The organism is Acinetobacter sp. UBA6571 (assembly GCF_002434085.1).
GTDB classification, from domain to species: Bacteria; Pseudomonadota; Gammaproteobacteria; order Pseudomonadales; family Moraxellaceae; genus Acinetobacter; species Acinetobacter radioresistens.
Genome location: NZ_DJJJ01000012.1, coordinates 1 through 21173, shown reverse-complemented (window position 1 = coordinate 21173; position 21173 = coordinate 1). Strand labels below are relative to the sequence as shown.

Genomic DNA, 21173 nt, shown 5'->3' with positions numbered 1-21173 from the left:
CCATAAAGGACTTTTTAATGAGTAAAGATGATCATGATAAATTTGTATTATTCCTGATAGTTGTAGGCTTTATCGTGTTAGTTGTCTGCGGTCTTGCGTGGCAGGGAGCAGGCATCTTTAACTTGCCTTTCACAGTGATGCTATGGACTATCATCAGATTAATTATCGTGGTATCGCTTGTATTTATTGCTGGAAAATTCGGTCTACCAAGAGAGTTTACTTTCCCCGCAGCAGCAGTAGGTTTAGCTTTTAGTTTATTCCCTGTCCTTGATCATATTGCGTTAGGTTATTCTGCTAAAAATTTCTATGAAACCACTAATTTTATGGGGCAAACGGTTCGGGAATTTGGTGCCAGTAAAATTACGGTCTGGTGGGGTTCGATTTATGCCAAAATAGCCTATGCTAGCCTTGCAGGTTTAATTGGATATGGTGTTAAGGTCGCCACTGATGATTAAAAAAGAAAAACCAACTTGAAGTTGGTTTTTCTTTGGTTCTAAAGAAGATCAGTAATTAGGGTTTTAGTACTTTTCTGATTTTATCTATGTTGTTTAGCATTTCAGGCAACCCCCCCATCTGTTATTAGGCTGTTCAATGCGTAGTTTGCATTGATATGCTTTAATCCTTTTTGCATTTCAGTTGTTGTTATTGGATTACTAGCTATTGCATAAAATCCTCTCTCTGATAAGAATCTCTGATTATATTTTTTCTGAAGTTCTAGTGGGTATAGAAATATCGAAGTTGATACTGTTGTTTGATATTGAGTAATCATGCCCACTTGAGAAATTTGTATACCAGCATTAGCGGCTTTTAATTTTTGACATAATTCATCGTATTTTTCAAAGTTCCATCCTTTTTTTTGTAACTCAATACTTAGTTCTTCATCTTGATTTGTCTCTAATAGGCATTCTGCATAAGTATTACAACTAACTAAGAGTGCCATTATATAAAGGAGATTTTTCATTATTTACCTAAGTGATACTTCATAACCTTCAGTATATTAGCTTTAATTATCAGTTTCTTCAGCAAACCTTTTTCTATAACGGCATAAGCTCATATAAGTAATACCGAAGTCTTTAGCTATTTGAGTGTAACTGTAATCAGCAGCTTTATTCTTTAAGGCTTCTTTTAGATTTTCTAATTTTTCATCCCTGATAGCAGGCTTTCTACCTTTATAAACTCCATTTTCCTTAGCCCTCTCAATACCCTCTTGTTGAGCATTTCTGATATTTGCACGTTGATATTGAGCAATCCCACCAAAGATATGAAAGGTCAAAATATCCATTGGATTATTACTAGCGGGATAGAATTTTATATTCTCAGTAATAAAGTGCAAATTAACCTGCTTTTTTTTAAAGAAATCGACCAATTCAAGTAAATGATTTAAATCTCTTGATAGCCGATCTAGGGAATGAACCACCACTGTGTCACCTCTGCGGGCATGGCGTTTGAGTTCTTCTAATTGAGGTCGGTCCGATTCTGCACCAGAAATCTTATCTATGAAAATTTCATCACATTGGATATTAGCTAATTGGCGGGCTGTATTTTGTTCTTTTGTAGATACCCGAATATAGCCAAGTGTTTGAGTGGCTGGCGTACTTTTTATCTGTTCTTCAATATCAATTGTGAGATTATCAGCTAGATGCTTCATGCTTGGTATAACAAAATAATTTAGACCCTATTGTTATACATATAACAAAAGATTCTTTCAACCCTATTGTTATATAAAATTCAAGGGATAAAAACATAACAATAGGGTATACCCTATTGTTATGTTTTTTAATGTTCTAATAAAAAATATCTTGCCTCCATTACACGACACATAAGTTGTCATTTACGACACATAGAATGTTATTGAGCGATACATAACTTGTTATTGATAAAAAACCGCCATTATTGGCGGTTTTTTATCAAGTCTCATATTAATTTTAGAAAATTAAAACTTTATGGGTTTTGCAAAATCAATAATACTTGGACATCTATGCTTGTTTTATCGGGACATTTTTTCTGCTTTAGGGTTAATGAGACTACATAAAACCTTGGAACATTGGTTGGTAAATAAGCGTGGAACGTGAGTAATCAATAAAAAGCCGTTCTGGTGCCCTACACTCCAGAACGGTTTAATCTAATATCATGATATGTCACGGCAAACTTCACACTTTCTAACTGTTGGCATAAACAACATACCATCCATCTACTGAAGTAGAAATTTTTTGAAATGTGCCGATGGTGTATTTTCAAGCATATTGCCACGACAAATAACGTAAAGATTTTTGTAGGGGGTGATCCCTTCAATTTTAACGCTTCTTAGTCGACCACTCTCGCACTCATCGACCACAGACGAAGAGATCACCAATGAAATACCCAAGCCTGCCTGTACTGCCCGTTTAACCGCCTCTGTGCTTCCAAGCTGCATAGATACACCAATAGAATCTGCCACGCTTCCGAAAAAATGCTGTAACAGACGCCCTGTGCCGCTACTTGTTTCTCCCCCCAGCAATTTCTCTCCCTTCAGCCAATCTAATGGAATACTCGCCAATTTGGCCCACGGATGCTCCACCGGCACAATCACAGCTAGTGCTTCACTTCGCCAAACGCATGCATCAAATCCCTCTCGTTGATCCCACCATTCCATAATGGCCACATCGACTTCAAAGTTTTCCAGTTTTTTCACAATGGTAAGATTATCGCCAATGACTACATCAAAATTGCAAGTTGCTGTTTCCTTGAACCGCCTCAAGTGCGGTGGCAATACATAGATGCCGATATTCGAGCTCGCGCCTATTACAAGACGATTTGTGTCGAATAATGCGCACGCTCTGGATCCGGTGCGCACTAGGTTTTCCGCATAAGGCAAAAACACTTTGCCTTCCTCTGTGAGCGTACTACCTGCGTTGTTTCGCACAATCAGATTGACACTCAGCGACTCTTCTAGGCGCCTAACATGCTGAGTCACAGCTGACTGTGAGAGCCCTGTGTGCTTGGCTGCTTCACGAAAGCCACCCCGATTCACGACAGCCAGAAAAGTAACTACGCGTTCAAGATTGATCAATTAACGCCTTCCAAAATTGGATTATTGATAGCATCGGATGGCCTTTGGCCGGTCAGTGCCTGTAAGATATTATTGGCTGCTAGTTGCTCGATTTCGAAACGCACGTCGTCGACCGCAGACCCCAAATGTGGGGTGAAAAATGTTTGCGCTGTATTGGTCAGTAACTCCTGCGGAATAGCTGTTGGCCTATCAACACGGATCCACTCTTCCAATTCGAAAACATCTGCCGCATAACCCGCCAATTTTCCAGATTCAAGTGCTTCGGCAACAGCTAATTCATCGACAACTGAACCACGACACGCATTGATCAAGTAGCTTCCTGTGCGCATTGTGCCAATTGTTTCTGCATTCAATAAGTGCAAAGTTTGCGGCGTCATTGGCAGCATAGGTACAACAAAGTCACTGCTACTTAATAATTCATCGAGACTCACCTGTCGTGCATTCCAGGCCTTTTCCTGCTCTTGATTCAAGGCGATGTCATCGCAATAAAGCACCCGCATATCAAAACTCGATAAGCGCTTCGCAATCGCTCGCCCGACCGCACCCATACCGATGATTCCGAGTGTGCGTCCTGTTAAACCCGTTCCGTATAGTTCCGGTCTCCACCCGTTAAATCCGTGAGTTCGGATACGGCGATCCCCCTCGGCCAGATGGCGAGTCAGGCCAAGAAGCAATCCAATTGTCAGCTCCGCCGTTGGGATGGTCAGAAGGTCCGGCACGATGCTGAACCAAATACCACGGCGGGTACAAGCATCGACATCAAAGTTGTCATAGCCTTTGAGTGCTGCACTTACAATCTTCAATTTAGGGCAGGACGCAAGAAAATCATCATCGATACTGTCAGGCATGAATACCATCAGTGCGTCAGCATCCTTTGCTCTCTCCAGCAATTCTGCGCGCGACATAGTATCGCGGGTCATGTTGGGAACGACATCCGCAACAGATTGTAAATAATCGATAATTTCAGGATGAACCCAGTGGGTAAGAACTATTTTTTGTTTCATGTGGACCCTCATGTGTATACCGGATTTTTTATATGGGTTAGCTACTTGAACTTGCGACGCAAGAATGAACTGAATGTATCAACTAGCGTCACCATCCCAAGAATGACCAGCAATATCGCGGATACTTCTTGGTATTGCATAAGACGCAGCGATCCTATCAACTCGAAACCTATACCGCCGGCACCGACCATTCCCATCACCGTTGAGGCGCGAAAATTGTATTCCCACCGATAAATCGCGGTGTCGGCCATTTGCGGTAATACTTGCGGAAAAATGCCATGAAATATCACTTGTAGCGGGCTGCAACCTGCGGCCTGCGCAGCTTCAACTGGTGCTTGATCTGTATGCTCAATCGCTTCCGCAAAAAACTTAGCGATCATGCCGATTGAGTGCAGGCCTAATGCCAACACACCCGGCAGTGCACCAAAGCCGACAGCTGCCACGAAAACTATACCCATAATAAGCTCAGGAACAGATCTCAACACATTTAACAGAGCACGCGCAGCCTGATAGACCGCTGGATGTGGACTGGTATTGCGTGCAGCCAAAATACCCAAGGGCACGGACAAAAGCACAGCGATGGCGGTTCCAGCAATACTCATGGCTAAGGTATCGAGCACTGGCTTGACCCATGCTCTCCACTCACTAAAGTTGGGAGGGAACATCTCACCAATGAGACTAACAAGACTTGGCACGCCTTCGCCTAAACGCTCACCATCAAATAGACCAACGTAATACCAACATCCGACGACAATAGCTAAAATCAATATCACATACCTAACTACTCGATTCCAGCTTTGGCGCTGCTCTGACAATATGGCTTCGAAGTTCGTATTCATTGTAGAGACCTCAAAAAATTAGAACTTGGAAAAATCTAGCTTTAGCAAACTACCTAAATCACGCACGACATCGTAATCCTTATCTGTTGCAGGCCCGAATCCATCAGCCTTGAATGGTTTCAACACGTTCGGATCTTTCAAATCGAGGAAGGCAGCACGAATTTTTACTTTTAGCTCTGGTTTTAAGTTAGAGCGCATAGTCCATGGGTACTGAGGAAACGGTTTTGACTCCACTAAGACCTTCACTTTGTTTAGATCGATCAAGCCGCTCTGAACGAGCGATTTGAAAATGGGCTTGCTCAGACCACCGGCCTGCGCGTGTCCATTCTGAACTGCCATCGCCACTGCATCGTGAGCGCCTACGAAATGCTCCTTGTAATCCTTTCCGGCAAATAATCCTTTATCAGCAAGCATTGATTTGGGGATCAGGTGGCTGGATGTAGAGGCCTTGTCACCCCAGGCAACGGCTTTTTTCTTGATATCTGTGATGTTGTTGATGCCCGCCGCCTTATTCACAATTAGCACTGACTGATAAGTTGTTGTGCCTTTTTGTTGCATTGCTGCAAATGGTTCAATCTTACTTTTCTGTTTGGCCAATACATAAGACAAGGGCCCAAAATATGCAAGATCAATACGACCGAACCGCATTCCTTCAATCATTGATGAATAGTCAGTGGTAACAATAAGCTCAATCTTTTTGCCCAGAGCTTTTTCAAGATACATCTCTAGAGGCTTATTATTTTTAATGACGGTTGATGCATTTTCATCAGGCAAGAGAGCAACTTTTAATGTGCCGGGGTCAGGATTAGGTGCGGCATATGTGACACTACCTAAGAGGCTAAACGATATTAGAGCCAGTACAGCGAATAGCTTTTCGAATAGCTTTTTCATGGTTATTTCCCCTCAGTTCTTAAGTTAAACAATGGTTATGAGTAATATTTGGAATGTTTGAATTCAATTACGCTTTTTGTTCATAGAGTTCAGTTACATGCGTTTGTGTCAGAGCCGCTGGTATTGCATCGAACACAACCTTGCCATGAGCCAGACCGACGATTCGGTCAGCATAGCGTTTAGCGAGATCGACTTGATGTAGGCTGACTACAGCGGTTATGCCGTCTTCTTTGCATATCTGGTGTAAGAGCGCCAAGACTTTGTTGGCGGTTGCTGGATCAAGGCTTGCCACAGGCTCGTCTGCCAAAACAAGTGCCGGTCGCTGCGCTAATGCCCGAGCTATACCCACGCGTTGTTGCTGACCGCCACTTAACTCATCCACTCGTGAGAGTGCTTTGTGAAGTAGCCCAACGCGGTCAAGGCTGTGTAATCCAATAGATTGATCCTCCTTCGATAGAGGAAAAAGAGTACGAAGCGTCGAGTGATAACCTAGTCTACCCATTAGCACATTTTGCAAAACAGAAAGTCGACCAATTAATTGATGCTGCTGGAATATCATGCCAGTACGCCGACGATGCTCTTGCAATATTTTTTTGTCCAACAATGAACCTAACATTGTAATGTTTATATTGCCGCTAGTGGGTTTTTGCATCAGGTTAAGACAACGGAGCATTGTTGATTTGCCTGCACCAGAGGCACCGAGCAACACTGAAAACTGTCCCTCTTGAAACGTGAGTGAAGTTGGATGCAACGCAATCATTTGTCCGTACTGGACGGTAATATTTTGAAGTTGAATCATTGCTGCCAGACCCTCGTTGTTGTAATCAATCTTTATTTTTGATTACGAAATCAGATAATGAGGTGAGCATAACGACTCAATGTTACAGTTTTATTGCGAGCAATTAGCAATCGCACTCAAACGCTTTGTTCATAGAGTTCAGTTACATGCGTTTGTGTCAGAGCCGCTGGTATTGCATCGAACACAACCTTGCCATGAGCCAGACCGACGATTCGGTCAGCATAGCGTTTAGCGAGATCGACTTGATGTAGGCTGACTACAGCGGTGATGTGTGCTGAGAAAACAGGAGGTTTTAACTTGGTAAACTATAGACACTCATCAGGAGTTTACCATGAGCAAGAAACAGAAGACTTACACCGCAGAATTTAAAGTTGAAGCAATAAAATTGATTGAAGCCAATCAAGGCAATGTATCGGAAACAGCCAGACAACTTGGCATTTCAATGCAAACTCTTTCAAATTGGAATAATAAAGCAAAGACTGGCACCTTAGCAGGCACTAAACAATATTCACCTGATCTAAATGCCTTACTCGAAGAAAATAAAAAGCTCAAACAACAGCTCAAAACAGCTGAAATGGAACGTGAATTTCTAAAAAAGGCAGCAGCGTACTTTGCGAAAGAAAGTCAGTAAGGTACGCCTATATGAAACAGCAAAGATATTTATTCCCGATTAGCTTTATGGCTAGATTACTTCACGTTTCAGTGTCACGATTTTATGATTGGCTAAAACGAGGCATGAATAAAAGATTGGTTCAGCGAAATCAACAGACAATTTTGGTCAAAATAGCTCATGAGGAAACTAAACAAAGCTATGGCTATATTCGATTAACTAAGCATTTACAAGCGCAAGGTATCAAAATCAGTACGTATGCTGTACGTCAAATAAAAAAGCTCAACCAGCTGTATTGTAAGCGTCATAAGCGTTTCAAAAGAACTACGAAGAGTGATCATAATCGAGCGATCTACGCAAATTTACTAGAGCAACAGTTTTCAATGACTAAGCCCAATCTTGCATGGTCAAGCGATATTACATACATTTGGACTGCTGAAGGTTGGTTATACTTGGCAGCAGTAAAAGACCTGTACACGAAACAAGTGGTTGGCTATAGCTTAAATGAGCGTATGACCGCACAACTTGTTTGCAATGCACTGACTATGGCGATTCGTAATCAAAAACCAACGAAAGGCTTAATTATTCATTCGGACAGAGGCAGCCAATATTGCAGCCATGAATATCGAAAGATACTGGAAAAATGTGATTTTCAAGGTTCAATGAGCAAACGTGGGGACTGTTACGATAATGCACCGATTGAAAGTTTCTGGGGCATACTCAAGAATGAATTAGTGCATCATTGCAACTATAAAACCAGAGATGAAGCTAAAGCAGATATTACAGAATACATTGTGTTATTTTATAATCAGCGAAGAATTCAAAAGAGTTTGGATTTTAAAACGCCAAATCAAATAGCAGAGAACTTTTATCGGTTAGCTGCCTAGCATATCCCAAGTGAAAGTCTCCTGCTAATTCAGCACATATCAAGTCTGCTTAGTTTGGATCTTTTTTTCAGCCTTCACTTCAGTTGTGGTAGTAGTCACAGTATTGATGAGAGGGCTATTTAGTGCCTTGCTCAAAGATACAGTTTTCTCATCTGTCTTAACCTCTATACTGCCTTTTGAAGTGGTTAGTCCTACTGCTTTAGGTTGGGTATTAATAGTTTCAGCATGGGAGTAGTCCAGGGTAAATAATGTAATCATTGGGACAAGAATTTTTTTCATATAGAAAACCTAAATTTAGACAAAAAAAAGCTAACAGTCAGAACTGTTAGCCGTAAGAAAAAAGATTAGTTACCAAACCATGATTTAAAACTTTGTGTACTGGTGACACCTGATGAAGCATTATTTGAAGCTAAATTGGTTTGGACCGCAGCCAGCTTCGCACCGATAGAGTTGATATAACCCTGTTCAATTGCAATGGCATTAGCTAAGTCCTGTGCTTCTTTAATGTTCTTAGTCGAATTGATCTTATTCTTTAAAGTAGTAAGGTTTGCAACGTGTTCATTCAAAGCATTATAAGAAGCATCACTGAAGGCAAAACCTGTCTTAACAGTATTATAGCTGCGCTTGTACTGATCATTGCTTAGAAGCTGATTCATGCCTTCACTACCGATAGTAGTAAGCACCTTGTCATAAGTTTTTTGTGCACTGCCGAAAGCACCAGACTTCTGATTGGAAACAACATCTTGCCATGAACCAGCTACAACATCAGTAACAGTCTTTACGCCTGAAGTCCCAATACCTGTATTACCTGTTGTGCTTTCATATTGTTTTTTCATGATTTCATACTGCTGCTTCATTTGAGCAAGTTGCTTCACCATGTTAGCAACGGCAGTCGGGTCAAAAACAACGTCCCAAGCCTTAGCGGGATTGGCTGTGAACAATAAAGCAAAAGCTACAGCCGTGATTTTTGTTTTGCTCATTTTCATGATTTCACCTTTTTATTAAATTCATTAACCCATTGGGAGTAGGTTAGGTTTTCATTTTTACTTAGTGTTTCTTCAAGCATCTTGTGGCGTACTTCATTGCCTGAAAATACTGGGATAATTTCTGACATATTTCCTAGATCGAGCTTACTAATGACTGAATCATGAGAGTTTTTAATCATGAACTGACGTAAGTAAGGCGGTGTATTAACAATCCATTCAAATTCTGTTTGTGTGCATCCTAATCCTGAATTTTGATCATTACCCATATACGTTGCTGGGTTGGCTTTATCGTTCGGCAATAGAATTGAGGTTTTAAACTGCCCGATCAGATCGTCATCCTTAGTGATCACTTCAGGGGTAGGGGTTACGAAGATCATCATGCCGTTACGTCTACGGTATGTAGTCAACATAATTTTCAGCCAAGCTAAGTTGATCGGGTTGCTGATGTAACGCTGACCTTCCTCAACTACCACAATGAACGGACGACCCTCTGACATAGCTATATCAATACGGTGAAAGATATACATAGACATAGCACCCAGCACGACATCATTTTTAATGACGTTTTTCATTTCATAACCAAAGATACGAGCATCTTCAATTGAGAAATTGTCACCTTCATTGTCAAAGATATTGGCAAAATGACCATTATTCGCCCATTTCGCCATGCGTTCAGCAAGGTTATTATTCTCTGCCATGCCAAACAGTGAGATAAAGTTTCTTAACCTCCGGAGAGTTTTTTCATAGCTGTAAACTGCTTCTACAACTTCTTTAATTTTGTTTTCTTCTGCTGCTGATAATGGTTTCGGGTTTCCAGCCTCGTTATAGTCTTGCCCCATGAATGCAAAAAGTTTATTCAGGAAAAGTCTATTCTGATCGGTGTCATCTAACTGAAGCGGATTCCAACCAGTCGGCACCATTTCACTTAGAACGGTATGTTTACCGCCCATTGCTTGAATCCAAACTGATGCTGAATATTCAAAATCAAAGTGAAAAATATAGGGCTTAAACTTATCTGCTGCTGTGAGCAAAGCATTAATTAAAGTTGTTTTACCGCCACCAGTACCAGTTGTAATACGAGTATGACCTACATCACCCTCATGGAAATTAAAGTAATAAGGGGTATTTCCTTCAGTCTTTAACTGTAAAACATACTCGCCCCAATGGTTGCCTTCCTTTTTACCAATAGAGCTATTGTGCATACTGGCAAAGCCAGCAAAGTTAGTTGTATTGATCGTTGCAGGGCGTTGGAGTAAATGATAATTACCAATTAACGTTGAGTAAAAAGTAGGTTCAGCAATTAAATCTTCCTTTTTAGGCAGCATGTGATTTCGCTGGAAAGCCCCGCTAGTTTTCTGCATAGCATCTTTAAAGGCTGCACCATTCTTAGCTGTAACAAGTACATTAAGAGAATAGATACCATTCAGAATGCGACCTGAAGCCAAATCATCTACAGCTTGATTAATCGCTTCAATTTGAGATTCAGATTTATCTTTCGCATTTTTTAACTGGTTCTGACGCTGGATACTCATGTTGATAGACTTTCTTCTGTCCATCATCATGAAAGTTTGAGAAATAAGTAGAGGATGATCTACCTTCAAAAACTCATCTAACATCGTGTGATCGGTATGTTCAGGGTAGTTAGGCGTTGGTAGGCTGTAAATCGCGCCTGCGGTGACTTCACCACTCGGATGATAAAACTTAATTGTTCCATCCGGAGTAAATACTTTACGGACAAAGCCCAAATAGTTTCTGATCTCTGTCGGGTATAGGGGTATCTCTGCTCTTTCTAAATTCACCATGTAGCCCAAAAAATTAACCGCTTCGGAATACATCACATTATCTTTATGATAAACGCCCAATTGACGAGGGTTAGCATCCTGAAGGTACTCTTTAAACATACTTACAGCATTGCTTAATTCTGCGAGCATTTGAGCTTCATTATCTACTCTGAAGAATGTATTTTTTAGGCGGGTAAATGGCGGTTCACTTGGGTTAGCTTTGCGAACAAGGAGAGAAATATAAATGTCATTTTGGAACATATGTTCCTGACTTAGCTTTTCATAATATTTCTGTTGGAAGTGATCAGAAAATTCATTGCCGTGAGGTTCTGGTATTTCTGTTTCTACTTCGTGTCGATCATAGTAAACGCTAACAACGAAACGGCTACCGAGCTGCTTGAACATTTCTGCTCGATAGCGTTTAAGCATCTTCAACTGTTCATAGCTTTTGGTTTCGTATGCAAAACCTGTGATCTTCAGGATTGTAAAAATATCACCGTTTACGAGCTTAATATTGTGGCTGTCAATTGGTGTCAGATAGGGTAAATTGCTCACTTCCATTAGTTCACCACTCGCTAGTTGTTTTTGATCATATTCAATTCCCTCATCTTTGGTTTTGGTATGGGTTTCAAAGCTATAACCACCGAAAACCATTTTTCTAGAAAATTTCCTTTTCAGTGAAAAAAGTAGGTATTGAATCCCTCTATCTTCTTCATAGGTCAGTGCATTAAGGACTAAATAAATCCCCGCAATGATGAAGAAGCCAGTCATTACTTTTCCTAGCAAGGCAAGGATAGTAATGAGAAATCCACCGACAATAAAAAAGATAGCGAAAATATCTACTGGAATATTTGCGACCCTTGCCACTCGTGCAAGACCCGCAAATAAAAGGTCTTTCTGTTCCTGTTTTTCAGTGGCTTTGCTCATGTTCACTCACCGTTTAGCTGAAGAAGAAGCTACCCAAATCAGGGGCAATGAAACAAAGAATGCCAGCGATTACCAAACCAACGCCCCAGCGTTTAATTCTCTCGCTACCACCGCCCATCATTGTGATAGCTAAACAGATCACACCAGTTACGAAAGCGACTGCTGCTGCAATTACTAATTCGTCATTAAATGAGTTCAGCTTTGAAGCAAACTTTTGCCCCCAAGCTGCGTTTGCCACCTGGCTAAAGATCAATGCAAAAAACGCTACAGGGAGGTGTGCCAATTTAATAAAATTCGACTTTTTCATAGTTCTTTCCTAACTTAACTAATTAAAAAACTTGGACGTAACGCCCATTAGAATTGAGCGACTGCACAAATGAGGTTGGTTGTGCAGGCTGTTGAATTGAAGGCTGATTATTTATACGAACTCGCACAGGTTCAGCTTGTGCGATATAGCTTTGATCTTGTAGGTATTCTGCGGAATAGTCGGGGTATTGATTTTGCTGCCAAGAAGCTAAGACAACCATGTCATTTTTTCTTTTAGCTTCAGGGAAGATCGGGCTGGGTTGGGGGGCATTAAAGTTTTCTAATGCCCCACCGCCTAGCAATTTTTGATATTTACTTGTGACGTAAGTAACGTAGTTTCTAGTTTCACGGTAAGGGGGAATACCGCCAAATTTTTCCACCGCACCGTGTCCAGCATTATAGCCAGCTATGATTTTGATCAGATTGCCATTAAACCGTTTGTTTAAGAAAGCAAGGTAACGAGTACCAGCAATAATACTTTGTTCAGGTTCAAATAATCTTCTAGGGTCAACGCCTACCATTCGGGATGTTGATGGAATAACTTGCATAAGCCCTCTGGCATCTTTGGGAGATCGAGCATTAGGCTTAAATGCACTCTCCCTTGCCATAATTGCTGTAACTAACTTAGGGTCTAAACCGTTAGCTACAGAATGCTTGTAAATTAAATCCTCATAAGGTGAAGCGCTTACCAGCACAGGAGTTGTGCAAATAAAGCTGATTATTAATCTTCTGAACATTGTCATTATTCCTTGTAGAGTTATAACAGTATAACTCTATTTGATTCAGTCCTCAAAAGGACTATTTGAAAAATTATGTTTCTCTTTGAAATACTGATCGAGGGCGATCAAGAATATTAAATTTCTTGTCAATCTGCGGTTCTGTAATTCTTCAGGAACTTTCAATTCACCACGTTTATAGCGTAAGAAAAACTCGTCAAACTCAGCTGCAAATTCATCGCTCACGTATAGTTGTTCACGTTTCATGCTTAGATTTCCTTTTTTCAGTTTTGTTGGTAAGAAGCCGCAACTTTAGCATAAGAGCGGTACTTCATTTTTACTAAAGTAGGCGGGTAATGACCTGAAAACTTTAAATAAAAATGAAGTGGTTGAAGGCTGCTTATTTCTTCAGCTTTAACAACATTTTCCTTCTCTTTTACCAACTCACTTTTTGCATCCTTGTGACTAGATTTCATTTTTCGTAATACTTCGATTGCACCGAAAGACTTTTCATATTCTTGGGGGGTATAAGTGTCTTGAGCGTTTACGGCACATACACCAAATGACGAAAAACAGCCCCTTAGCGTGATTGAGAATTTGTCGCCATAGATTGTTATAAGCTGGGCTAAACTTTGAATACCCGCCAAAGCAATAAGTCTGTGCTTACGCCCTTTCGTCAGCACAGCTTCCAAGTATGAAAGTCGATTTAATGAGCCTAGTTCGTCTAAGCAAAAAACAAAGTCTGAATAGTTGTCGAAATCAGAAAGTAATGAGCTACAAACAACATCAGTGATACAGCTTACAAGTGGCTGTAATGCAGTTAATTGATCTTCACGCCAAGTAATAAAAATATTGCCTTCACCATTTTTTAAGTAATCTCTAAAGGAAAAATCACCAATTGAATTGTGGGTATGTGGCGTGAGATAAGTTGTGATGATGCTTCGCAGCGTCCCGACCAGTTCAGTATTTCCTAGCAGACTAAATGCAGGCGTACCCATCAAGAAATCTCTTAATTGATCATCACTAGAGTTTAATAACGTATCTAAGAACAATTGTGCTTTTGCTGATTTTGATATGTCTGGCATTTCCAGAACTTTAGACATAGCAGACTTAATAATTGTACGAGCCATACTATTAAAGTTTTCATGTTTCGCATCGGAAGATTTTGGAATCAATGTAGCTGAGTAAGTTTCAATATCATAAGGGTTTCTTACTTCATTAATGATTGACCAGCTTACAGATCGAGCATCGAAAGGGTTAAAAATCACATCGCCCTTTTTATAGAACAAACTTGTATATGAGCCGTTAGGGTCCACAACAATTAAGCGGGTTTTACTGCGGGCATCAGATACGCAAGAATCTAAGAAATCACTAATAGAAACGGATTTACCTTGACCAGTACCACCAGTTAAAAGGAAGTGTTTGTACTTCAAATCTTTCGGAACTGGCATACCACAAAAACGAATCTGATAGCCTTTTTCTGTCGTCAGTTTCTTAAATTTATAGGGGCTAACTAGCTGTAAGCCCCGCAAAACTTTAACGTACCGTTCACCAGCAAAAGGGGTTTTATTGTTCTGAAAATAAAACCAAGCGATCACCCAGCTAATGACCAATACCACTAAGAGAATCAAAACGTATAAAGGCGTTTTAAAGGTCAATGGCAAGGCATACAGAATAGCCTTAACCTTCTGTTCTTGAGGGATAATAAAAAACTTAGGCAGTAATACTACCCATGCCGTGATCACGGAAAAAATAACAATCAGGATAGACTGATTAAAAATCTTTTGGCTTTGATCATTCATCATTTCACTGACCCTAAAAACTTCTGTACTGCCTGATGAGAAGCTACTTTGTAGCTCTCCATGCTCGACTGCATCATAAGCATGTTGGCTTTTAACTTAGCTTGATTGGCAACGATCATGCTGTTCTCTACAGCAAGCGCATTTGCTAAATCTTTTGACTGCTTCAAAGTGTTGGTATTGACCGCAGCCAAAGACTTGAGGTTTTCAAAACTGCAATTAATTTGTGTCCAAGCAACTTCTGCTTCCACATAAGCGGTATTAACTCTTGCAGCAGTGAGATTTTGGATCTTCCCTAGTTCTTTACTGGCATAAACGCCTGTATCCGTAGCGATCTGACGTTGAAGCTCGTTATAGGCATTTTGTTCTCTAGGGGTATTAAAGATATTTGTAGGTTCAGCAGAGAAGCCATTAGGCAGTTCAAAGCCAGCAAGTTGAGCGACATTGGTTAAAAGACCAAGACCCGCTAAACCTTTTGTAATGCTGTCATATTGTCCACGTAATACTTGAATCTGGCGCATTAACTCCTCTACCTGTAATGCAGCATCAGCATTTTTAGTAGGGTCAAAAACAGTTTTACCCGCCCCGCCAGTAACCGGAGGGATAGGAGGTAGAGTGATAGGTGAATCAATATCTACCTGTTCGGCTTCAGGCAGTTTTACAGGCTTACAAGCATTTTGGACTTCCAGCTTTTCACGAATCTTTTTGGAGTTTTCATTTTCAATTGCCGTTGTAGCTGGCTTGCCTTGAGCATTATTAGTGCCTTTAATAACATTGCCACCGAAATAGTTACCTGACCCACCATAGTTTTTATAAAACTGTGCGATCTTTGGTACATACTCTTGGGTTTCTCTTGGCATTACTTTTTTAGTGCCTTTCAGATAAGCACGTAAGTTACCCATCCCCCAGTTATACGCATAAAGAGCGTGGGGCATATTTCCGAATTGCGAGTTAAGCTGCTTAAGGTAACGAGTACCAGCATTCACATTTTGAACAGGGTCATTAGGATTAGATACACCGAGAGATTTTGCTGTTGCAGGCATTAATTGCATTAAGCCTTGCGCCCCGACACCTGATCTTGCTGTATTTCTATGTGAAGATTCTTTTTCGATAACAGCATGAATTAAAAGCGGGTCATAACCATATTTAGCTGAAGCAGAAAGGACTACATCATGATAAGGAAGATTAGACGCAACACTGATACTGCTTAATCCAACTAATATTAGAAGTGATAATTTTTTTATCTTCATAGTTGTATTCCTTACTTAGCAGCAGCCAAACGGTTAGCCAAATCCACTAGAGTTTTAAAATGTGAGCCTTTTTCTCCCATAGAAAACTCATAGCACCCACCTTTAACTTGAACACGTAGAAAGTCCTTAGCTTGGCTAGAAACATCAGAAATAGTGGGAGAAATAAAAAGGGCTTTTGCATCACCTGGAATACGTACAGGTAGTTCACCAAATAAACCAACACTGGCAGGCACACAGTTGGGGTCAATGCTGTAATAGACTTTCAGATCGGCACAGCTTTCAGATTGACAACTGGCATCACTAGAAAATTTATAAGTAATGTAATCGCCCTGATTAGGGGTTTCAGGAATGTAGATTAAGCGATTATCTTGAGCAAAAGACTGAAGCACTTGAGTAAAAGTCTGCGGTAACTGTGCTTCGGCTGCGGTCAGACTTACAAAGACAAAAGCAGCAAGGGTAATTTTTTTCATGGCTTAGTCCTTTTTAAATTTGTATGTCTGATCAGGATTATCTACATCAGTCAGCGTGATCACATTTCCTTTCTGTTCCAGCAGAAAGGCATCTTGGTTTTGATATTGGATAACCAGTTTTTCTTCTTTCTTAACTGTGTTTAAAGCCACATCACCCCAACTATTTTTTAAAGTGACTTTGGAACCTTGATCGGCAACGATCAGACCGCTACTCATTCCGTTGGTTTGTTCAAAAGCTGTCTGTTCAATACGGTTATATTCGCCATCTATGCCTTTGGATGAGCAAGCTGCACAAGCTAAAAAACTAAGCATGAATATTATTTTTTTCATTTTTCAAATCCTCAAAAGTTTTGAAGTAGATAGCTGAACAGCCATAACCGCCAGTTTCCGTTCTGCCGAGTTGGACGATAATGTCGATACTTTGTTTTACAAACATTTTGACCTGATCACTTGTCAGCGTAGTACCAGCTTGTAAAACCATGAGAGTTAGACGATCAATTGCATTAAGCGGGTCATTAGCGTGAAGGGTTGCGATTGACCCATCATGACCTGAAGAAATTAAGTTCAAATAAGTGAAGGCTTCTGCCCCCCGAATCTCACCAAGTAAGATACGTTTTGGATATAAACGTAGGCAGGCTTCCATAAGCGTTTGAGCAGTAACTTTAGCCTTACCTTGTCCACCCCTTGAGTAGTAAAGCTGCAAGGTATTTTCATGTGGCGGGCGTAGCTCTTTAGCATCTTCAATCGTGATTAGGCGTTCACCCAAAGGGATAGCATCATGAATTAAAGAGTTAAAAAGTGTGGTTTTACCTGCACCAGTTTGAGCAGAAATAATGATGTTCTTTTCATAGGCAACTGCTTTATGCAGAAAGCTATGAAATTGACGACTTTCATAGAGATCAAGCAATTCTTGATCTTTAGAAGAAATAGCGTTGAACGGTTCAACTGCATTCAAGATAGATTCATAAGCACTGTATGGCAGGCTTAGAACACTTGGTTTACGGATAGATAAAGCGATAGACCCTGTAGTAACAGCAGGGTCACGCACGAATTGAATACGGAAATATAAGCCTTCATGAGTAGGTGAAGGAATCTGTGCCGAAAGCAAAGGCTGGGCTTCTGAAATTGTCTGTTCAGTAGTAGTCGCAATGCTTTCAGCAAGACGTTTTAACAGTGCATAAGAAAGATCAGGATTAGTTCTTTTAATCATGTCCCTTGTGCCTTTCATAGCCACGAAATACTCACAAGGCTTATTTACTGAAATCTCAGTAATATCATCATTGTTAATATCTTCACCAAAGGCTTTCTCTAAATCTTTAAGGACAAGAATAGACATGATATTCCCCCCGCCTTTATTGATTAAAGATTGTAGAAAAATCCAAGTCTTTAGCGACTAAGACCTTAATACGTGTGCCATGTGGCACTGTAATTGTCGGAGGAATTGAAAGATTGCGTTGCAGAACACGATCAGCCTGATTACCGAAAGAGTTAGCTACTTCAGTACGGTACGCTTGGGACGCATTATTTTGATCACTACTGCTTACACCTACATTGCTTACACCCGCACCGATCACACTTAAAAGCGTAGCTGTGCCGAAAATTCTGCCGTAATGGTTGTTTACCTTGCCACCTAAGCCAGCGACACCCAGCCCATTTGTGCTAGGGCTATCAAGCATGATCTCAACACCGTTAGGAGTAATTGCACGATTCCAAACCGCAGCAACTTCAGCCTGTCCATCATTTACAATTGAGGAATACTGACCAAAAAGACGAGTACCCGCAGGCAGCAGTCGATTTCGACCTTGTTCACCGTAAATATCTGTTGTCACACGGGCAATAATGTTACTTGGCAGATCGCTTTTAACGGCAGTTTCTAAAACTGCATCAACAATCTTGCCCTGTTGAATGAGTAGTCTGCGGTCAGCGTTATAGCTTGCATGAGCGATAGGGGCTTTCTGATTAGTAGTGCTGGAATCGAAACGACCACCCATAGAAGATGCAGAGTTATTTGCAATACGAGGGTTCACATTAGAAGTATTTGCACCACCGTTATTGTTAGCCTGGGATGATTGCATACTCATAAATAACGGCATAAGTTCAGGCGGTACGCCAGCCATATCACCAGCAGCATTATTAGGACTAATCCCGCTATTACTTTGACTTTGACCAGTAACCATAATTCCCGACTTATAGCGGGCATTTAGAAGGGCTTGTTGCTGTGCAATGGCTTGTTGTCGTGCCTGTTCCTGTTCCATTGCAAGCTGTTGTTGCTGTGCAGCTAATTGACGTTCCATTTCTAGCTGTTCAGGTGACTTTTCATTAGCCGTTGGCAGTGGGTTCGGTTCTGTTAAAGCTGGAATCGGTTGTGGTCCACCGAAGCCGAATCTATCTTCACTTAGACCTGTACCTTCAATATTGGTGACAGGTTTAGCGACAGCCGTTTCAACACCTGATTCAAGTCGTGATTCTTTGTTCTTTTGCAGCTTGAAATAGACAGCAGAAATAACTAAGCCAATCACTACAAATAAGATTACACCTACTTTGATTAACTTTGCCTTATCCATGTCTTTTACAGACGTTTTAGACTTTTCAGAAAAATCATCTTTGATCTCAAAATCATCTTTCCCTTTTTTCTCATCACCATAAAAAACGTGATCATTGGTACTGAAGTTATCAGGGGTATCGAATTCATTTTTATTAGTCATCTTATTTAGCTCCGATCACGTTAGGTTTACGCAGAATGCAGACATATTCATTACCTAGACGCAAAGTGAAAGCATCCGACACGCTTTCAATCACGATTACGTCACCCTCTTGGCGTGAGTTAGTTAGTTCTTCATAGCCTTCACCGTTCACCGCATAAACGGCTGGGCGAGGTGAATTTTTACCTAAACGAATAAAGGTAAATTGGTCGTCATCAGAAACACCCAAGACCTTGATTGATTTGCTATGAGTGGCATCCATGCCCCACTTGATACTTGTCATAGGGAGTTCGCCCAATGCACGTTTAGGGGCATTCTGTTGAGCAATTAAACGGTTCGTTTTATTTACGTCTGCATAGTTAAAACGAAGTACATAGACAGGCTGGCTTGAATTGAAAAGGTTGAAGTAGTAGTTCCGTTTATCAGTGATCACGGTCAAGTTTGTACGGTTCATTCCCGCTTGTGGCTTTTCTGCAGGTTTGACAAAAAGGCGATTCCCCTGCGGGATAATCTGCCAGCCAATCGTGTCACCAGACGCTACAGTCTGGATAGTTTCATTTCCAAACTCGACCACAGTGCTAATGCCGAAAGTTGTAGAAAGTTCAACAACATGGTTTTCAGAATATGGAACAGTTTTAATTCGACCATCAGTTTTTAAGCCGACAGGGATTTGCTTTGCAAAACTTGGAGCGGAAGCAATGCACGTTGCAGCAAGTAGTATTGAGATGAGCGTTTTTTTCATTTTGATCTACCTTAATTTGTTGTTTGTGCAGTTGCAGATTCAGGGGCAGGCACAGATTCAGGCGTAGGAAGTACCGGACTGCTTGGCGGTGCAATCAGGGCATCATTAGACGAGTTCTGTGTTAAGTTCCAATTCTTAAATTTGACCCCGAACGGGTTAATCCAGCGATCTTTTACAGATAAGTCATCGAAGTTGTCAGTCACATAATCTGCGGTAACTGTGTAGCTGAATTGCTGTACTTGTGCGCCCTTAACAACGGTAGTTTTGAAATTCGCTTGTACCTTGTTATTTCCTAGAAAGTTCAATGAAATAATTTTAGGTGTGATAGAGCCTGATTCACCGAGTAAGTTGTAAGGTGAATTGCTATTTAATCCGCTAATTTCATTCTCAAAATCAGAGCGATCTTTACTATCTAAGAAAGTGGAAGTTTTACTGTATTGAGCTGCAAGCTGATCTTTTCCGACTTTGCCGTAATAACCATATCGGCTAGAAATCGTGTCCCAAAAGTAAGAAGTAACAAGTTTTTCGATTAGCTTAGGGTCAGTAGTTGAATCAAAACGTTCAACTTGGGTCATGATTCCTGTTTCGGAATCAATCACGGCAATGATCGGTTCGGTTGTTTTTAATGGAGTTAGATTGTAGTTAGCAATTGCTTGAGTAATATTTCCTACTGCTAAAACCCCACAAAGTCCCAGCGACCACAGTGTAATTTTGCCGTTACGGTTTTCACTCTTTTTAACGCTTTCCTGAAGGGCTTTAAATTGAGCGTCTAGCTGATCTTTAGTTTGAGGTAGCATTATCGTTTACTCCCAAAGCGTTTAACTGCATTAGTCGCAGAATTGGTTACACCTGTAGTTGCACTGGTTGAAGCTTCAAAACCGCTGCCGACAAGAGAAATTGCAATTTTTGGAATAATTGCGAAAAGACCTACTACAACAAGCAGAACAATGACCATGACAAAAGCCCCTGTGAAGGTGCTGCCGTTATCATTTAAGTGCTGGATACCCTTCACTACTGAAGTTAAAACTAGGTCGCAGCTTACGATCAGTAGTAGTAAAACCACGTTTGGAGTTAATACTGCTTGAAGCCAGTTGGTCGCATATCTACGAGTAGCTGGGAACATTGCAGCAGCAAGAAAAATAGGGGCAACAGCAATTAAAATCCCGATGATTACTTTGCAAATGACCCAAATCAGGAAGAACAAAGCACAAACTAGACAAGCCAGCCCGAAGATAAAGGAGTAAATCAGGACGAAGAAAAAGACACACACAACGTTGGTGATGCATGTGTCAATGTTGTTAAACGCCAGTGCGATAGCTTCAAAAATAATAGAAACAAATGATTGAAGTGTGGTTTTGGAATGGGTGCCTGTCATTTCAGTGATCAGGTTCGGCACATCATCTAGGAAAACTTCA

The 21173-nt window shown here is 40.8% G+C and carries 24 protein-coding genes and 1 pseudogene; 2 read left to right on the top strand and 23 right to left on the bottom strand.

Annotation, left to right across the window (positions count from 1 at the left end; translation table 11 throughout):
* Positions 1 to 17 precede the first annotated feature (17 nt).
* Positions 18 to 455 (top strand): hypothetical protein, encoded by a 438-nt coding sequence (locus B3X18_RS02080; RefSeq protein ID WP_005108951.1) that lies wholly within the window; start codon positions 18 to 20, stop codon positions 453 to 455.
* A gap of 101 nt (positions 456 to 556) precedes the next feature.
* Here the strand turns inward: B3X18_RS02080 and B3X18_RS02075 are convergent, their stop codons facing one another.
* The 8 genes and pseudogenes from B3X18_RS02075 to B3X18_RS02040 form a co-directional block, all read right to left on the bottom strand.
* Positions 557 to 961: a hypothetical protein gene (locus tag B3X18_RS02075; RefSeq protein WP_245114333.1), complete on the bottom strand. Its 405-nt coding sequence runs from the start codon at positions 959 to 961 to the stop codon at positions 557 to 559.
* Positions 962 to 1003: 42 nt separating this feature from the next.
* On the bottom strand, positions 1004 to 1648 hold the full coding sequence (locus B3X18_RS02070; protein WP_034686051.1) for a recombinase family protein: 645 nt from the start codon (positions 1646 to 1648) through the stop codon (positions 1004 to 1006).
* A 543-nt stretch (positions 1649 to 2191) separates the two neighbouring features.
* Positions 2192 to 3049, bottom strand: a complete 858-nt coding sequence (locus B3X18_RS02065) for a LysR family transcriptional regulator (protein ID WP_005404860.1) — start codon at positions 3047 to 3049, stop codon at positions 2192 to 2194.
* A complete protein-coding gene (locus B3X18_RS02060; RefSeq protein WP_005071472.1) occupies positions 3046 to 4053 on the bottom strand; it encodes a phosphonate dehydrogenase in 1008 nt (335 codons plus the stop codon). The genes B3X18_RS02065 and B3X18_RS02060 overlap by 4 nt, the downstream gene beginning before the upstream one ends.
* A gap of 41 nt (positions 4054 to 4094) precedes the next feature.
* Positions 4095 to 4892 (bottom strand): phosphonate ABC transporter, permease protein PhnE, encoded by a 798-nt coding sequence (phnE, locus tag B3X18_RS02055; RefSeq protein ID WP_004757464.1) that lies wholly within the window; start codon positions 4890 to 4892, stop codon positions 4095 to 4097.
* 18 nt (positions 4893 to 4910) lie between these two features.
* On the bottom strand, positions 4911 to 5783 hold the full coding sequence (phnD, locus tag B3X18_RS02050) for a phosphate/phosphite/phosphonate ABC transporter substrate-binding protein (RefSeq protein WP_005404861.1): 873 nt from the start codon (positions 5781 to 5783) through the stop codon (positions 4911 to 4913).
* 67 nt (positions 5784 to 5850) lie between these two features.
* Complete coding sequence (phnC, locus tag B3X18_RS02045; RefSeq protein ID WP_004757460.1) at positions 5851 to 6582, bottom strand: phosphonate ABC transporter ATP-binding protein; 732 nt, start codon at positions 6580 to 6582, stop codon at positions 5851 to 5853.
* Positions 6583 to 6698: 116 nt separating this feature from the next.
* A pseudogene (locus tag B3X18_RS02040) lies at positions 6699 to 6851 on the bottom strand (phosphonate ABC transporter ATP-binding protein); the annotation flags it as partial.
* Positions 6852 to 6913: 62 nt separating this feature from the next.
* Between B3X18_RS02040 and B3X18_RS02035 the strand changes: the two are divergent.
* A protein-coding gene (locus B3X18_RS02035; protein WP_085947548.1) for an IS3-like element ISAba21 family transposase occupies positions 6914 to 8079 on the top strand; the annotation gives its coding sequence in 2 pieces (ribosomal slippage) (positions 6914 to 7172 and positions 7172 to 8079; 1167 coding nt in all).
* A 39-nt stretch (positions 8080 to 8118) separates the two neighbouring features.
* On the opposite strand, the gene B3X18_RS02030 is transcribed toward B3X18_RS02035, so the two are convergent.
* The 15 genes from B3X18_RS02030 to B3X18_RS01960 all read right to left on the bottom strand — a co-directional run.
* Positions 8119 to 8358: a hypothetical protein gene (locus B3X18_RS02030; protein WP_005404872.1), complete on the bottom strand. Its 240-nt coding sequence runs from the start codon at positions 8356 to 8358 to the stop codon at positions 8119 to 8121.
* A 65-nt stretch (positions 8359 to 8423) separates the two neighbouring features.
* The gene (locus B3X18_RS02025; protein WP_005108918.1) at positions 8424 to 9065 is read right to left on the bottom strand and encodes a type IV secretion system protein; all 642 of its coding nucleotides are present in this window, start codon (positions 9063 to 9065) and stop codon (positions 8424 to 8426) included.
* Positions 9062 to 11773, bottom strand: a complete 2712-nt coding sequence (locus B3X18_RS02020) for a type IV secretion system protein VirB4 (RefSeq protein ID WP_005108919.1) — start codon at positions 11771 to 11773, stop codon at positions 9062 to 9064. The genes B3X18_RS02025 and B3X18_RS02020 overlap by 4 nt, the downstream gene beginning before the upstream one ends.
* Positions 11774 to 11786: 13 nt before the next feature.
* On the bottom strand, positions 11787 to 12080 hold the full coding sequence (locus B3X18_RS02015; RefSeq protein ID WP_005108920.1) for a TrbC/VirB2 family protein: 294 nt from the start codon (positions 12078 to 12080) through the stop codon (positions 11787 to 11789).
* A 22-nt stretch (positions 12081 to 12102) separates the two neighbouring features.
* A complete protein-coding gene (locus B3X18_RS02010) occupies positions 12103 to 12816 on the bottom strand; it encodes a lytic transglycosylase domain-containing protein (protein WP_286935089.1) in 714 nt (237 codons plus the stop codon).
* Positions 12817 to 12861: 45 nt separating this feature from the next.
* Positions 12862 to 13062 (bottom strand): hypothetical protein, encoded by a 201-nt coding sequence (locus tag B3X18_RS02005; RefSeq protein ID WP_005108922.1) that lies wholly within the window; start codon positions 13060 to 13062, stop codon positions 12862 to 12864.
* 17 nt (positions 13063 to 13079) lie between these two features.
* Positions 13080 to 14600: a type IV secretion system DNA-binding domain-containing protein gene (locus B3X18_RS02000; protein ID WP_005108923.1), complete on the bottom strand. Its 1521-nt coding sequence runs from the start codon at positions 14598 to 14600 to the stop codon at positions 13080 to 13082.
* A complete protein-coding gene (locus B3X18_RS01995) occupies positions 14597 to 15844 on the bottom strand; it encodes a lytic transglycosylase domain-containing protein (protein ID WP_005108924.1) in 1248 nt (415 codons plus the stop codon). Before B3X18_RS01995 ends, B3X18_RS02000 begins: the two co-directional genes overlap by 4 nt.
* An 11-nt stretch (positions 15845 to 15855) precedes the next feature.
* Entirely contained in the window at positions 15856 to 16314 is a 459-nt protein-coding gene (locus B3X18_RS01990; RefSeq protein WP_005404871.1) for a hypothetical protein, read from the bottom strand.
* Between the two features lie 3 nt (positions 16315 to 16317).
* Positions 16318 to 16644, bottom strand: a complete 327-nt coding sequence (locus B3X18_RS01985; protein ID WP_005108926.1) for a hypothetical protein — start codon at positions 16642 to 16644, stop codon at positions 16318 to 16320.
* Positions 16619 to 17650, bottom strand: coding sequence for a P-type DNA transfer ATPase VirB11 (virB11, locus tag B3X18_RS01980; RefSeq protein ID WP_005108927.1), 1032 nt, complete (start codon positions 17648 to 17650; stop codon positions 16619 to 16621). Before virB11 ends, B3X18_RS01985 begins: the two co-directional genes overlap by 26 nt.
* Before the next feature lie 16 nt (positions 17651 to 17666).
* Entirely contained in the window at positions 17667 to 19019 is a 1353-nt protein-coding gene (locus tag B3X18_RS01975) for a TrbI/VirB10 family protein (protein ID WP_005108928.1), read from the bottom strand.
* Position 19020: 1 nt separating this feature from the next.
* Positions 19021 to 19758: a TrbG/VirB9 family P-type conjugative transfer protein gene (locus tag B3X18_RS01970; RefSeq protein ID WP_005108929.1), complete on the bottom strand. Its 738-nt coding sequence runs from the start codon at positions 19756 to 19758 to the stop codon at positions 19021 to 19023.
* 11 nt (positions 19759 to 19769) lie between these two features.
* Positions 19770 to 20555 carry a VirB8/TrbF family protein gene (locus B3X18_RS01965; protein WP_005108930.1) on the bottom strand — a complete coding sequence of 262 codons (786 nt, stop codon included), beginning with the start codon at positions 20553 to 20555 and terminating at the stop codon, positions 19770 to 19772.
* The coding region (locus tag B3X18_RS01960) for a type IV secretion system protein (RefSeq protein ID WP_286935087.1) at positions 20555 to 21173 on the bottom strand (619 nt) is incomplete at its 5' end. The genes B3X18_RS01960 and B3X18_RS01965, both read right to left, overlap by 1 nt.

Excerpts from the sequence above, each read along its gene's own strand:
- B3X18_RS02080 (WP_005108951.1), top strand. The coding sequence starts at position 18 with ATGAGTAAAGATGATCATGATAAATTTGTATTATTCCTGATAGTTGTA.
- B3X18_RS02075 (WP_245114333.1), bottom strand. The coding sequence starts at position 961 with ATGAAAAATCTCCTTTATATAATGGCACTCTTAGTTAGTTGTAATACT.
- B3X18_RS02070 (WP_034686051.1), bottom strand. The coding sequence starts at position 1,648 with ATGAAGCATCTAGCTGATAATCTCACAATTGATATTGAAGAACAGATA.
- B3X18_RS02060 (WP_005071472.1), bottom strand. The coding sequence starts at position 4,053 with ATGAAACAAAAAATAGTTCTTACCCACTGGGTTCATCCTGAAATTATC.
- phnE (WP_004757464.1), bottom strand. The coding sequence starts at position 4,892 with ATGAATACGAACTTCGAAGCCATATTGTCAGAGCAGCGCCAAAGCTGG.
- phnD (WP_005404861.1), bottom strand. The coding sequence starts at position 5,783 with ATGAAAAAGCTATTCGAAAAGCTATTCGCTGTACTGGCTCTAATATCG.
- phnC (WP_004757460.1), bottom strand. The coding sequence starts at position 6,582 with ATGATTCAACTTCAAAATATTACCGTCCAGTACGGACAAATGATTGCG.
- B3X18_RS02030 (WP_005404872.1), bottom strand. The coding sequence starts at position 8,358 with ATGAAAAAAATTCTTGTCCCAATGATTACATTATTTACCCTGGACTAC.
- B3X18_RS02025 (WP_005108918.1), bottom strand. The coding sequence starts at position 9,065 with ATGAAAATGAGCAAAACAAAAATCACGGCTGTAGCTTTTGCTTTATTG.
- B3X18_RS02020 (WP_005108919.1), bottom strand. The coding sequence starts at position 11,773 with ATGAGCAAAGCCACTGAAAAACAGGAACAGAAAGACCTTTTATTTGCG.
- B3X18_RS02015 (WP_005108920.1), bottom strand. The coding sequence starts at position 12,080 with ATGAAAAAGTCGAATTTTATTAAATTGGCACACCTCCCTGTAGCGTTT.
- B3X18_RS02010 (WP_286935089.1), bottom strand. The coding sequence starts at position 12,816 with ATGTTCAGAAGATTAATAATCAGCTTTATTTGCACAACTCCTGTGCTG.
- B3X18_RS02005 (WP_005108922.1), bottom strand. The coding sequence starts at position 13,062 with ATGAAACGTGAACAACTATACGTGAGCGATGAATTTGCAGCTGAGTTT.
- B3X18_RS02000 (WP_005108923.1), bottom strand. The coding sequence starts at position 14,600 with ATGATGAATGATCAAAGCCAAAAGATTTTTAATCAGTCTATCCTGATT.
- B3X18_RS01995 (WP_005108924.1), bottom strand. The coding sequence starts at position 15,844 with ATGAAGATAAAAAAATTATCACTTCTAATATTAGTTGGATTAAGCAGT.
- B3X18_RS01990 (WP_005404871.1), bottom strand. The coding sequence starts at position 16,314 with ATGAAAAAAATTACCCTTGCTGCTTTTGTCTTTGTAAGTCTGACCGCA.
- B3X18_RS01985 (WP_005108926.1), bottom strand. The coding sequence starts at position 16,644 with ATGAAAAAAATAATATTCATGCTTAGTTTTTTAGCTTGTGCAGCTTGC.
- virB11 (WP_005108927.1), bottom strand. The coding sequence starts at position 17,650 with ATGTCTATTCTTGTCCTTAAAGATTTAGAGAAAGCCTTTGGTGAAGAT.
- B3X18_RS01975 (WP_005108928.1), bottom strand. The coding sequence starts at position 19,019 with ATGACTAATAAAAATGAATTCGATACCCCTGATAACTTCAGTACCAAT.
- B3X18_RS01970 (WP_005108929.1), bottom strand. The coding sequence starts at position 19,758 with ATGAAAAAAACGCTCATCTCAATACTACTTGCTGCAACGTGCATTGCT.
- B3X18_RS01965 (WP_005108930.1), bottom strand. The coding sequence starts at position 20,555 with ATGCTACCTCAAACTAAAGATCAGCTAGACGCTCAATTTAAAGCCCTT.